The organism is Pectobacterium sp. 1950-15 (assembly GCF_037136835.1).
In the GTDB taxonomy this organism is placed as follows: Bacteria; Pseudomonadota; Gammaproteobacteria; order Enterobacterales; family Enterobacteriaceae; genus Pectobacterium.
Genome location: NZ_JBBBQR010000001.1, coordinates 58457 through 73867 on the forward strand (window position 1 = coordinate 58457; position 15411 = coordinate 73867).

The 15411-nt window shown below is 56.8% G+C and carries 1 protein-coding gene; it reads left to right on the forward strand.

Features of this window, described 5'->3' with window-relative positions; translation table 11 throughout:
- Positions 1 to 492: 492 nt before the first annotated feature.
- Entirely contained in the window at positions 493 to 15084 is a 14592-nt protein-coding gene (locus tag WCT94_RS00260; protein ID WP_336867152.1) for an Ig-like domain-containing protein, read from the forward strand.
- The last annotated feature ends 327 nt before the right edge of the window (positions 15085 to 15411 follow it).

Below are 15411 nucleotides of genomic sequence, written 5' to 3' on the forward strand. Positions count from 1 at the left end.
GATACAAAAAATAAAGATAAAGACACTGCCTTAACGGTGAGTATCACCCATCGGCTCCGGCTCACCTGCGGACAAAAGGCGTATTCCCACGCCACAAAATGCGCCAGGAGACGGTATTTTAACATTATAGTTAGTGTGGTAATGATAAGGATAAAAGGGTAATGTCGCTAAGTTATTTAATATGTAAGAATATTGTCATCTTTTTTTTATTTTCAAAACATTTCAAAAAAGTTGGATTTTTGCTTAAGCCACACCTATAAATATCAAGAATTGAATGATTATCATCCCAATGGACTACTCCCCATGGAAGAGGGATAGACAGCAATCTATTTAGCCAAATTTGACTATTTATGCTTTTTGTTTCTGAACCAGGTCAACTTTAGCGCCCCGCTTTTTGTTGGTGGCGCATCACCCCATACGTCCCCCGTCTCGGCACCGATCCGATGGGAGAGGTATTAAGACAATGGTTGCAGATAAGCAAGAGGCTATTTCATGTCAGATATGAATATTATTGCTGGAAATGTGAATATCCTGTCGCGCCAGAATGGCCAGTTCATAGAAAACGTTCCACAGGGTACGAGAAACATCGAACTACTGGAAAGCAGCACCGTTCGAATCCATGGCACGCCAGATATCGTGTCTCGCTATGAGCGCGTCGGCAACGACCTTATCTTGCACATGAAAGACGGTACCACCGTCCGCTATGAAAGCTTCTTCACGCTGGATGCCGCGGGTTATCACAGCGAGCTGGTTTTTGACGATGGTACCCGCCTCATCCATGCGCAGTTCTCGGGTGCAGCGGCGGCAGAAGGAGCCACACTCGCAGCAGAAGCCGTTGCCCTTACGCCAGAATACACCGCGCTGGGCGATATGACGTCATTACTGATTGGTAGCACCACCACCAGTACGTTATCTGCAACCACACTGGGCAGCGTTCTGGGCGCGGTCGCTGTCGCTGGGGTCGCCGTCGCTGTCGCGTCATCAAACAATGACAACAGCGCCACACCGCCACCGCAAGAACCCTTAACCGTCGATGCTTTTGCCGGAAATAACGGGCTAAACCGTGCGGAAATCGGTCAACCTCACGTCCTCAGCGGGAAAACAACGGGCGTCAGCGCGGGGCAAACCGTCACTATCACGTTGAACGGCGTGGTTTACACCACCACCGTTGCTGCCGACGGCAGTTGGCACTTTACGCTGCCAGCAGATGCGTTTACCGGACTGCAAGACGGCATTTACGCACTAAAAGTGAGCGTGCCGGGTACGAACGGCGTCGTCCATGAGAAAACGATCGATCTCACCATTGACACCCTACCGCCGAATTTAACCGTTGATAAATTTACGGGTGACAATTACCTCACCGTAGGAGAGCTGGCAAACGGCCAGGTCCTGAACGGAACGGGGGAAGCGGGTCAGAACGTCACTATCACGCTCAATGGGAAAACCTATACCACGACCATTAATACCGCGGGTAACTGGACCCTGACCGTGCCGGCCGCAGACCTTCGCGCACTGAGCGAAGGCGAACACGCGATGTCGTTTACGATCAGCGATAGTGCCGGCAATACCACCGTGGTCAAGCGCACCATTATTGTCGACACCACGCCGCCGGAGCTGTCTCTGTCGCCGTTTACCGGCAACAACCTGCTCACCGCCGATGAACTCCAGTCTTCGCAGACTGTCTCTGGTACCGCTTCCCTGTCGGATGTCGGCCAGACCGTGACGGTGACATTTAACGGCACGACCTACACAACAACGGTAGAAAGCGATGGTTCATGGAGTGTGTTCATTCCCCCCGGCGACATGCAGGCACTGACTAACGGCACCTACAATCTGGTCGCGTCATTAACGGATAAAGCAGGCAACACCACTACGCTGCCTCCGCAAACCATCACGGTGGACACTAACGCCGAAGCGGTCAACATCAGCATCGTCTCAGCAGATGACCGCCTGAATGCCGTGGAAGCAGGACAGCCGCTGACGATCAACGGGACCACCGCTAATGTTGCCGCTGGCCAAACCGTGACGGTGACGTTGAACGGAAAACCCTACACCACCACAACGGGGGCAGACGGCAAATGGTCTGTGGACATCCCCAGCGCAGACCTACTTGTGCTGTCAGACGGCAGTAATACCCTGACCGCCAGCGTTCAGGGAGTCAGTGGTAATACCGTCACCGTCAACCACACGCTGGATGTACACATCAACACGCTCCCTTCCATCACGCTGACACCGCCTTTCACCGACGGCGTATTAAACGCAGCCGAAGCCGCACAGGATCAGGTCATCAGGGGGGAAACCGGGATTAGCGGCAGAGGACAAACCGTCAGCCTGACGATCGGTGGGAACTACGTTACCGGAACGGTGGATGCCAACGGGAACTGGACGGTGACAATCTCCAAAGACATCCTGCAAAGCCTGCCATCGGACAACATCAGCGTGCTGGAGATTGTTGTCCGCGATATCGCTGGCAACGAAACCACCGTAACGCAGAACATCAGCGTTGATACGACCCCGCCGACGCTCAACGTCTCCGCTATCGCGCAGGACGATGTCCTCAACGGTGCAGAACTGGTCGTCAATCAAGTGGTCAGCGGAACAGCCTCGCTCAGTGAAGCCGGTCGCACGGTCACCGTTACGCTGAATGACAAACCCTACACCACCACCGTCGGCAACGACGGAAACTGGAGTATCACGCTGCCAACGGCCGATCTGGTGGCGATCGCGGACGGGAACCATAACCTGACCGTTACGCTGACCGACGCCGCAGGCAACACCACAACGGTAACCCGTCCGCTGACCATCGACAGCGGCGCAACCACGGCGCCAACCATTACTGTCAATCACTTCGCGGGCGATAACGTCATTGATGGCGCAGAAGCAAAAGTCAGCCAGCAGTTGAGCGGGACGACCACTAACGTTGAGGCGGGGCAAGTTGTCACCATTAGCCTGAATGGGAAAACCTATCTTGCGACCGTGCAGTCTGGCGGCGTCTGGAGCATCAACGTTTCAACCGCAGATATGGCTCTGCTGGCAGACGGCACACACAGCATTAGCGTTAACGTCAGTAACAAAGCGGGCAACGCCGCGAGTGGAAGCCAGAGTATTAACGTCGATAAATCTGGCGACAGCATCGCCATCAATATTATCGCCAGCGATAACCTGTTAAGCCGGGCAGAATCCCTCCAACCGCTGGCGATCAGCGGTAATACCGCCAATGTTCCCGCAGGGCAGACGGTGACCGTTACGCTGAATGGGAAAAATTACACCACCACCGTTGCCGCAGACGGCAGTTGGACGCTGCAAATCCCCAGCGCCGATCTTCAGTTGCTGTCAGACGGCAATGCCACCGTGACCGCCAGCGTGAGTGTTGCCGGAAGCAGTCCCGTAACGGACGCTCACACGCTCGGCGTCTACATTAATACGCTACCGCAGCCGACGATTGATACCCCATTCGGCAACGGTTCACTCAACGGTACAGAAGCGCTGGTCAGTCAGACGATTACCGGCCACACCGGCGTTAGCGGCGCCGGTCAGACGGTCATCTTATCCCTCGGCGGGAAATCCTATACCGGAACGGTTGATACGGCAGGTAACTGGAAAGTCACCGTCCCTGCGGCCGATCTCCAGCAGTTGCCAGAAGGTGATAACACGCTGCTGGTAACCGCCCTGGATGCCGCAGGCAATCAGGCGGGTAAAACATTTGTCAGCCATACCGACTTCACCGCTCCAACCCTGACCATCGGCACCGTTGCCGGCGATGACACTATCAATATGGTCGAATCGCAAAACAACCAGACAGTCAACGGTACCGCCTCACTCAGCGAAGCGGGTCGTACTGTCGTTATCACCTTCGATGGGCAGTTCTATACCGGGGTTGTCGGTACCGATGGCAACTGGAGTATCAGCTTACCTACAGCCGCGCTGCGCGGCATGGCCGATGGCAGCTACAAACTGTCCGCGTCGCTAACCGATGCAGTCGGTAATACCGTCAACGTCGAAAAATCCATTACGCTCAGTGCAGACCCTGCGTTCCAGCCAACAATCTTCGTTAACGCTTTTGTTGATGAGAACAACGTTATTAGCGCGGCCGATCTCAAAGTCAGCCAATGGCTGACGGGCACCAGTTTGAATGTGGAAACAGGTCAGGTCGCCACGATTCTTCTCAACAAAAAATTCTACTTTGCCACGATCAAGAGCGGTGGCAACTGGAGTGTGGAAATTCCCGCTGAGCATATGGCTGAACTCAGCGAGGGAACGGTATCGATCTCTGCCACCATTACCGATCTGGCCGGTAACGAGGGCAGCCATGAAATCTGGTCTTCAATCGACACCAGTAATGACAGTATCTCCATCAGCATTGTCGCGCTAGATAACCAGATTAATCGACTTGAAGCCTCACAGCCGCTAACGATTTCAGGCTCGACGGTCAACGTGACTCCAGGAGAAAGCGTTACCGTTACGCTCAATGGCAAGACCTACACTGGCACCATTGCCGCAAACGGCAGTTGGAGCGTAATCATCGACAGCAGTGACATGCTCGCCTTACCGGATGGCACAACGACCATTACCGCCAGCGTCGCCAACCCCGGCGATGTTCCTGTCACTGCCAGCCGCGATATTGATATCCATATTAACAATCTGCCACAGCCAACGATTGACCCGCCTTTCGGCGACGGCATACTGAACATCATCGAAGCCGCCAGCGGGCAGAGCCTGACAGGGAAAACCGGGATTGCCGGAGGGGGCCAAAGCGTCATCGTCACGTTGAACGGCAAAACCTACACGGCAACCGTCGATAATCAGGGTAACTGGAGCGCAGCCCTTCCTGCCGCCGACCTGCAATTTCTGCCAACTGGCGTACAGACCATCCGCGTAGAGGCAACGGATACCGCAGGCAACAGCATACAGAGCGTCCGCGATATTACCGTCGACATGGTTCGTCCTCTTCTGACGCTGAAACCGCTGACCAGCGACGGCATCATCAACGCCGCCGAGAGCCTGAACGATCAGGTCATCTCCGGTAATGCGTTACAGTCGCAAGCAGGACGCACCGTCATTGTCACAATCAACAACAAAAATTATCAGGCTCAGATTCAGGTTGATGGCAGTTGGAGCACTACCGTTCCCGCTGCCGATCTTCAGGCGCTGGCTGACGGCAATTACACGGTGACAGCAACATTGACCGGCGCATCAGGCAACAGCACCGCCGTCACGGGGACATTAACGCTGGATGCCAATCCGGCGAACCTGCCTCTGCTCACCGTCAACGCCATCGCGCTCAATAACATCATCGACGGGGGCGAAATCAACGTCGCGCAAGTCATCAGCGGCGGCAGCCGGAATGTCGAGGCGGGGCAACGCGTTACCGTGACCCTCGGCGACAACACCTACACCACAACGGTTGACAGCAACGGTCAATGGCGCGTCAGCGTGCCGTCTGTCGATCTCCTCCATCTGGCCCAAGGCGCGCATACCGTCACGATTAGCGTCAACGATGTCAGCGGTAACCCCGCGACGCTCAACCAGACGATTACGGTGAATACCTCCCTGAGCGGCATCGCTATCGATACCGTCGCGGGTGACGACAAACTGAATCAAACCGAGGCGGCGCAAGATCTGACCGTCAACGGCAGCAGCCAGAACGTGGCGGCAGGCACCACCGTCACGATCATGCTGAACGGGAAAAGCTACGACGGCGTGGTACAGTCGAACGGTTCGTGGAGCATCATCGTATCGGCGGCTGACGTCAGCGCACTGGCCGACGGCACGTCAACCCTCACCGTAACAACGGTAGACAGTACAGGGAACGTCTTGAACGGCAGCCGTACGATCGATGTGTTTACCCATAGCAGCCCGACGTTGACGTTGAACACGCCGTTCAGCGACGGCATACTCAATGCCGCAGAGGCTGGCGTTACCCAGACGCTCAGCGGCACAACCGGTATCGCCTCACCAGGGCAAACCGTCACCGCCACACTCGGCGGCGTGACGTACACAGGAGTTGTTGATACAGCAGGAAACTGGACGATTTCGCTGCCTGTAAATAGCCTGCAAAATCTGCCTAACGGTACCACCGCATTGCAGGTTAGCGTCAGCGACGCGGCCGGAAACAGCAGCACGCTAACCAGCAACATCACCGTCGCTCGTACGCCGCCTACGTTGACGACGGGCAACGTTACTACCGACAACATTCTGAATAGCAGCGAGGTGCAAAGCAGCCAGTTGCTGACCGGCACCGCCTCGCCGTCCAGCGCGGGGCAAACCGTTACCGCCACGCTGAACGGCAAAACCTACAGCAGCACTGTCGGCAGTGACGGTATCTGGAGCATCACCATTCCATCAGCCGATCTGAGCAATCTGTCCGATGGCAATTACAGTATTGTGACCCGTCTGACCGATGCCGCAGGCAATACCACGACGATAACGCAGACCGTTATCGTCGATGCCAGCCCGCTCAACGCACCGGTCGTCACGATTGGGACTTTCGCCGGCAACAACATTATTGACGGCGCGGAAGTCCGAGTCAGTCAGGTACTCAGCGGCACCAGTAAAAACGTTGAGCAAGGCCAGACGGTAACGATTAGCTTCAATGGCAAACCGTATACCGCGCAGGTTTTGTCGAACGGAAGTTGGAGCACCACGATCTCGGATGCCGACATGGCACTGCTGGCTAACGGCAGCCAGACGATTACCGTTAGCGTGAGCGATGTCTCTGGTAATACCGCGACATCCAGCAGCACCGTGACGGTGAATACCAATGCGAGCGGCCTGTCTATTGCGCCAATCACCGGGGATAACCAGATAAATGTGCAGGAAGCGGCAAGCGGCATAACCATTAACGGCGGTGCCGTCAACGTCGCGCCTGGTACGGACGTCAACGTCATACTTAACGGGAAAACCTATACCGTCCAGGTGCAACCAGACGGCACCTGGAGCGCCACTATTCAGCCAGCCGATCTGCAAGCGCTGGGGGATGGCGTTATCACCGTTCATGTCACGGCGGTCGATCAGGCAGGTAATGCCCTGTCGGGGGCACAACAACTGGGCGTCAGCATCCATAACCCACCAGTGGCTTCGCTGCATATGCCATTCAGCAACGGTTATCTGAATCTCAGCGACGCACAGGGCGGGCAGACCCTCTACGGTACGACGGGCCTCCGTGGAGCTGGGCAAACCGTCAGTATTACCATCGGAACCACGGTCTATGCCGGTACGGTTGACGGCAGCGGCAACTGGAGCCTCCAACTGCCATCATCCGTTCTGACCGCACTGGCAGACGGCCTGCTCAACATTTCTGTTACTGTCAGCGATGCTGCGGGCAATACCTCCACCGTTCAGGGCAGCGCATTCGTTGATTTGACCCCACCGGTGCTGACCATCAACACGATTAGCACTGACGATATCATCAACATCGCAGAAAGCCTGCAACCACTGGTGATCAGCGGTACGTCCCCCATCAACGACAGCGGCCGTCCCATCATTGTTAACGTCACCATCAACGGGCAGATCTATCAAGGGCTGGCACAGGCCGATGGCACCTGGAGCGTCACCGTGCCCGCCGGCGACCTGCAAAACATGCCGAACGGCATCACGGCAATCACCGCGACCTTGACCGATGCCGCCGGAAACACCGGCACGGTAAGCCATTCGATTACGCTGGATACCGATCCGGCCAAAGCGCCAACCCTGACGATAGCAACGCTGTCGACCGATGATTATCTCAATCTGGCCGAATCTGGCCAGCCGTTGACGATCAGCGGCAGCAGCCAAAATGTGGAACAGGGCCAGCAGGTCACCATCACCCTCAACGGTGGAACTTACTTTGCCACCGTGGGCGCAGATGGCAGTTGGAGCGTACAGGTTCCCGCAACGGATGTCGGCAATATCCCTGACGGTAAACAAACCGTGAGTGCCAGCGTGACAGATGTGAGTGGTAACCCTGGTTCGACGACGCATAACATCACTGTCATCACCGATGCCGCCAACCTGCCCGGTATCACCATCGCGACCCTGTCTGGCGACGATGTCGTCAGCGCGCAGGATGCACAATCTGATCTGCTCATTTCCGGTTCAACGACAAATGTTCAGACGGGACAGCGCGTCACGGTAACGCTGAATAATAAAACCTATCTGGCGACCGTTGGCGCAGACGGCAGTTGGAGCACGACCGTTCCCGCCAGCGATGTGCAAAATCTGCCGCAGGGCAATCAGAATGTAACCGCAGCAGTCAACGACATCGCACAGAACCCAACCACGGCAACCCACCCGTTTACCGTCGATACTGTTCCACCGCTGCTGTCTATCGATATGCTGGTTGACACCAGCGATATCGGTTTGGCTGACGCGCTGGCTGGGCTCCCGTTAAGCGGCAAGGGCGAAGCGGGCCTTCTGATCACCATCAAAGTCGGTACAGCGGTCTATAGCACTGTCGCCGATAGCAACGGCATCTGGCAAATCGCCATTACGGCGAACGATCTGCTGGCGTTGGGCGACGGCGTGAAGACGCTTCAAGCCAGCGTGACCGACGGCGCAGGAAATACCAGCACAAGCAGCATTGATATCACGCTAAAAACGCAGTCGCTTCCAACGCTGACGCTGAATGCGCTCTATGACAACAATGTCCTTACCAGCGCGGAACTGGCGGCGGAAACGACCATCGGCGGCACCTACACTAATCTGCCCGTCGGGGCAGCGATTCAGGTCACGATCGGGGCTTACACCGTAACAGGCGTGACGCTCGCGGGCGGCCTGTGGAGCGCCACCATTCCGGCCAATGCGCTTAACATTCTGGCAGATGGCAACGTGCAGGTCAGCGCGACGGTAACAGACAGCGCAGGTAATACCGGTAGTGCGAGCGGCACGCTGGATGTCGTCATCCACACCAATTTCGCCATCAGTATCGCGACACCGTTTGTTGACGGCGTGCTCAATCAGGTGGAAAGCACGGTGGACCAGTTGCTGACGGGCACAACGGGGCTCCTCGATCCTGGCCAGAGCGTGTCAGTTTCCATTACCAACGGCACAATCACCACCACCTACAGCGCCACAGTCGCGGCAAACGGCCAGTGGAGTGTGACGTTACCTGCCGCCGATTTGGCTTCACTCGGTGACGGCACACACGCCATCAACGTCACCGTCACGGATCATGCGGGCAATACCGGGTCAGGAAGCGGCACGTTCTCCAGCGTCATTGTGGGCGTTCCTGTCGCCTCGATCGATACCCCGTTCGGCGATGGTAAACTGAGCCTGGCTGATGCGCAGCCGGGCGCGACGCTGTCCGGGCAAACGGGGCTCCCCAGCAACGTGGGGCAAACCGTGTCAGTCAGCATTAACGGCACCAGCCTCCCCGCCACGGTGAATGCCGACGGCAGTTGGTCATTATCGCTGGGCCGCCAGACGCTGATCGACCTGCCGGATGGCACGGTGAATTTCACCGTTATCGTGACCGACGCTGCGGGCAACACCAGTACCACAGCAACCACAGCGAATGTGCTGACCACCACCCTGCCTGTAGCAACGCTGGACCTGCCGTTTGGCGACGGCATCCTTAACACCACTGAAATTCAGGCCATTCAGACATTAACCGGTAAAACCGGTATTACCAGCGCGGGTCAGGAAGTCATCGTGACGGTGACCAATAAAACCACGCTGGCAGACACGACCTTTACCGCCGTCGCTGACGGGTTGGGCGGCTGGTCCAGAGAACTGTCCCCTGCCGATTTGGCGATCTTTACCGAAGGCAATTACAGCATTAGCGTCAAGGTCACCGACTGGGTCGGCAATACCAACACCAGCGCCTCGCTCGATGTGAGTTCGGCGCAGACGCTGCCCACCCCGATTATCGATGTCATACCGTTTGGCATTGATAATATTCTGAGCAGCGCCGAAGCGGCATCTGCACTGACCTTCTCTGGTCGCACGCAGATTGGCGGCAGCGGGCAGAGCGTTAAACTGGAGTTCGACCTCAACGGCATTCGCTACACCGCGACGGTAGACAGCGCGGGTAACTGGTCGGTGACGCTGCCTCCAAATGCGTTGAACTCGCTGAGCGACGGCCAGCATACCATCACGGTGACCGCCGTCGATGCAGCAGGCAACGTAGGGTCTGCGCCGATCGTCTTTACCAGCGATTTCACGCCACCGACCATTACGCTGAATCCGCCGTTTGTCGATGGCTACCTGAGCATCGCGGAAGCCGCTACGCTGGCGGGCAGAACCTTAAGCGGTACCGCAGGAGATGCGGTGAGCGTGAACGTCACGTTTGGCGGGCAACCGCTTGTCGTACAGCTTAGCGGGGGAGTCTGGACCGCAACGTTGACCCCAACCCAGCTTTCTCAGCTTGCTGACGGTACGCACACTATCAGCATCACGGCCACGGACAGTCTCGGTAACAGCAGCACGTTGAATTCTCAGGCCTACCTCGCGATTCAGGCCTCACCAACCATCACGATTTCAACTTTCGCCGGTCTGGACGGCCTAAACTATGCAGAAAGCCGGGCAACGCAGGCGGTTAGTGGGACATCTACCGGACTGGAAGTGGGCCAGAACGTGACTATCAGGCTGAATGGCCTGGATTATCAAACCCAAATTCTCAACGGTGGCTTATGGAGCGTTAACATCCCGTCCTCTGCGTTGCAGGTGCTGGCCAACACGACCTATTCACTTTCTGTCAGTGCAGAGGACCGGGCTGGGAATCCAACGCAGCCATCCAGCGTTAACTTTAACGTCAACCTGACGCCGCCTCCGACGGTGATGACCATCAACCCGATCTCGACCGACAACATCATCAACGCCGTCGAGATCAATGGTAACGTCACGATCTCCGGACGTTCTATCGGGCCCGCGTCATCAATGACCGTCGTGAACCTTCAGGTCGGGTCGGCAATATTTATGCCGATTACCGATGTGAATGGCAACTGGAGCATCACCATCCCGGCTCTGCCGACATTTTCCTCGCAGGGTGAGGTGCTCGTCACCGCCACGTCGCTGGATGCCACCCTGACAACCAGCGTCACCGTGGACACCCTTGCACCTACGCTGAATATCGTTTCCTTTGCGTCGGACAATGTACTCAACGCCACGGAAATGAGTACGGCAGAGGCGATTACCGGCACAGCATCCATTACCGAAGCAGGGCAAATCGTCTCGATTAACCTGAATGGGAAAACCTACAGCGCGCAGGTTTCCGTGACAGGAACCTGGAGTGTCAATGTGCCGGCCGCCGATCTGGCACAGCTAACCGATGGCAACTACACCATCACGGCGACCCTCGCCGATAAAGCGGGCAATAGCACCACCACTACGCAGACGGTTACCGTCGATACCGCGATCCCACTGCTTAGCGTTACGCTGTTTGATGACAATATTCTGACGTTGGCGGAAGCCCTGGCTGGCGCAGCGATTACCGGCAGAGGGGAAGTAGGAGCAACCGTTACGCTAACCGCAGGACCGCTGACAGGCACCACAACCGTCGGCCTCGACGGCAACTGGAGTCTTCCAATCCTGTCTGCCGACCTGCAAAGCCTGACCGACGGGCCGCAGGTCATCGGCGTGACGCTGACCGATACTTCAGGCAATAGTGCCCATCTTGATGTTACGCTGGACGTCGCACTGAACAAGACGCTCGGTGCAGGTATTACGGATATCTTCGGTAACGATGGCATCCTCAATCTGGCCGAATCACTGGTAACCCAGGTTATCAGCGGTAACGCGACCGGCAACTATCTGGGCGCGAAAGTCCAGGTCACCGTGTTGGGCAATACGGTGGAAGGCACCGTGGGCGCCAACGGTGCCTGGAGCGTCGCCCTTTCCCCGACCCTGCTCACAGGCCTGAGCAATGGCTTGTTGGCGGTTAACGTTAACATCATCGATTCACACGGCAACGTGAAGAATCAACTGGTCAATATTGATGTATTGAAATCCTCGCCGACCATTAATTCTATTGTCGCCTTCGCGGATGGCGCACTGAATGCCGCGGATGTGACTACCAGCCAGATTATCAGCGGTATCGTTAGCGGCGGCAGCGTGGCACTAGGGGCGACGGTCAGTGTGACGCTGGGCACCAAGCTTTACACCGGGATTACCGTCGGTGCAGGCGGAGCCTGGAGCCTGTCCGTTCCTGCCCTCGACTTGCAGGCCTTGCAAGATGGCACGCTGGCGCTGGGCGTTGTGGTCACCGATTACGCAGGCAACACCGCCAGCCAGATCGTGAACGTCCCGACGGTCATCAAGAATCTGCCGAGCATTACGCTGAACCCGGTCTTTGGCGATAGCGTACTCAATCTGGCCGATCTGCTGGTCAATCAAACCCTCAGCGGCACGGCTACGGGTCTGGCAGGCGGAACCATTACGCTGAGCATTGCGGGTTCACAAATTGCTACAGCTACTGTAGGTACAGATGGTAAATGGAGTACCGCAGTCACCCCAAGCGTACTCGGTATTCTACAAGGACTAGGCAGCGGTGATTTCACCGTGACCGCTACCGCGACAGACAGCGTAGGCAATACTGCCAACGGCAGTGCCGGCATCAAGTTCGATTTTGCCCAGCCAGTGATTACGCTAAACCCAGTATTTGGCGGCGATGGCTTCATCAACGCGGCAGAAGCGCTGGTAGCGCAAACGATCAGTGGCGTGGTTACCAATGCCAGTGCCGGATCGCAGGTTGCGGTTACCCTTGGCGGTAAAACCTTCCTGTCTACGGTCGGGGCGGGGGGCGCGTTCAGCCTGACGCTGCAGCCGTCCGATCTCAGCGCATTGGCCGATGGCAGCACCACCTTGAATGTCTCGGTCACGAACACCTCCGGCAATACCGGCACGGTAAACAACGCCATCAATATTATTGCCAAAAATCTGCCGACGATTAGTCTGGGTTCACTGTTTGGCGGCGATGGCTTCCTCAATGCCGCGGAAGCGGCGCTGACACAGACGATTAGCGGCACCACCACCAACGCCGTCGCGGGATCGTCCGTCGTGATACGCATCGGCACCCTGACGCTAAACGCGACGGTCGGCAGTGATGGCACCTGGAGCACCAGCGTCACGCCGCTGCAACTGTCCGGGCTGGCTAACGGTAACCTCACCATTAGTGCGACGGTGACCGACCCGGCAGGCAATAGCACCGGCGTCAGCACCGGCCTCAACGTCGCTATATTACCGCCGACGATTACGCTCAACCCGTTGTTTAACAACGGCGTACTGGATCTCACCAGCCTGTTGAGCGCGCAAACCATCAGCGGGACGACGACCAATGTGGCAGCGGGTACGTCGATCAATGTCACGCTGGGCAGCAAAACCTACACCACAACGGTCGGCGCAAACGGTAGCTGGAGCTTGCCGGTTCCTAATCTTGACCTGAAGGCTCTCACGGATGGCGTCACGAGCGTTGGCGTCCGTCTGGTGGATGCGGCGGGTAACGTTGGTCAGCAGGCCAGTAACATCAGCGTAGCGATTAACGGCCAGCCAACGCTGACCCTCAACCCGCTCTTTGGCGGTGACGGTTTGCTCAACGCCGTCGAGGCTGCTGCAGGTCAGGTCATCAGCGGAACCAGTACCAATGCGATAGGATCCACAATCCAGATCTCACTAGGCACCAAGACTTACTCTGCCGTGGTGCAAAGCAACGGTAGCTGGTCCGTCAGCCTGCCTTCACTCGATCTCAACAGCCTGACTGACGGCACGCTTTCTCTCAGCGCCACGCTGACCAACGCGGCAGGGAAAAGCGCCAGCGCAGGAGCGTCGATTGGCGTGGGCGTTCACTCGTTGCCAACGGTCAGCCTCGGTTCTCTTTTTGGCGGAGACGGTTACCTGAATCTGGCTGAAGCAGGCGTAAACCAGATCATCAGCGGAACCACAACCAATGCAGCGGGCGGTAGCATCACGTTGACCATAGGCGGACTCGTGCTCAACGCCACGGTCGCCAGCAACGGCACCTGGAGCGTCACGGTACCGAGTGCCAATCTGACCAGCATCCTTGATGGCAACCTGACTGTCGGTGTCACCGTCACTGACCGTTACGGCAACACCAATAACTCCAGTAGCAATGTGATCGTCAAAACGCACCAGTTGCCGCAGTTGGGCATTGATGCGGTGGGATCGCTGGTGGGGAATACCGTTGGCCTACTGGCAAACGGCGTCACTGTCAGCGGGACATCACGCTACGTGCAGCAAGGTGCCAAGGTGACCGTCACGCTGCTCGGCCAGACGCTACAGGGTACCGTCGGTGCGGATGGCAAGTGGAGCACACAGTTCACCAGCTCAATTTTAGGCATCAACGTCTTAAACGTCGCCGCAGTGTTGACCGCGCTGCTGGGAACAACGGTTGAAGCCTCCGTCACCGATCAGGCGGGTAACTTCACCGGCGTCTCCGCCGGATTAACTTCCGGTATCTCTCTCGGGTTGCCGCTAATGAGCATGATGGCGCTGGATGTTGACGATAGCAGTCTCGTTCAGATGGCCTCACTGTCCAGCGAACAGCTCGACACCGGAGAAAATGCCGAAGTACAGCCCCTTACTGTCAGCTCGAAAATGGCAGCAGCCACGCTCAGTGAGACAAACACCATCAACAATAGCGCCAGCACCGAAGTGGAAGACAGCGTTTATGCCATCGGTGGCGTCGTTATCAATCTGGCCGACGGCAGTGTGCAAACGGGCGAGGATGTCGAAGGTGGAGAAGGCGACGACATTATTACGCTTTCAACGCTCGACTTTACCCAAATCGACGGTGGTGACGGCATTGATACGCTGGTTCTGGATGGCACTGAGCTCAATCTGGACCTCACCGCGTTGGGGTTGAAAATCGATAACGTGGAGATCTTCGATTTAGGTCAAAACGGCACCAACAGTATCACGCTGGATCTCGACCGCGCCCTGAATGTCACCGACCGACCCGAAGATGATCTGCTGATCGTCGGGGGCGAAGGAAATCGGGTGAACCTGATTCCGGGAGAAGGCATCTGGAGCACGGTAGGACAGCGCGATATTGATGGTCAACGCTTTGATGTCTACCACCATTCATCGCTGGATAGCGCCAACAACCTGGGAGATGTACTGGTGCAGCAAGGCCTGCTCGTCAATATGGTGTAACGGTGTTTTAAGCGCTGGCTCTACCAAGAGCCGCTGCTTATACACAAATGCGGAGATCAACGCGGATTTTGTCGTTATCCGGCGTAAAAAATTATGCTGAGGAGATAGCAGGTTTAGGATGAGCCGCATGGACGCGGCGAAAGCTTGCGCCACGTCTGACAAAAACGTCAGAGACGTTTTTGAACAGCACTTGTGCTGGCCCGAAGGGCGAGCCCCATTTATGGGGCGAGTAAACGTGTCGCAAGCGGTCCGTTAAACCTGATATCTACGAAGGAACCGCGCCAGCGGCATAATTTCCGCCAAAAGCCTGGGGTCTCGGGGCGAGCG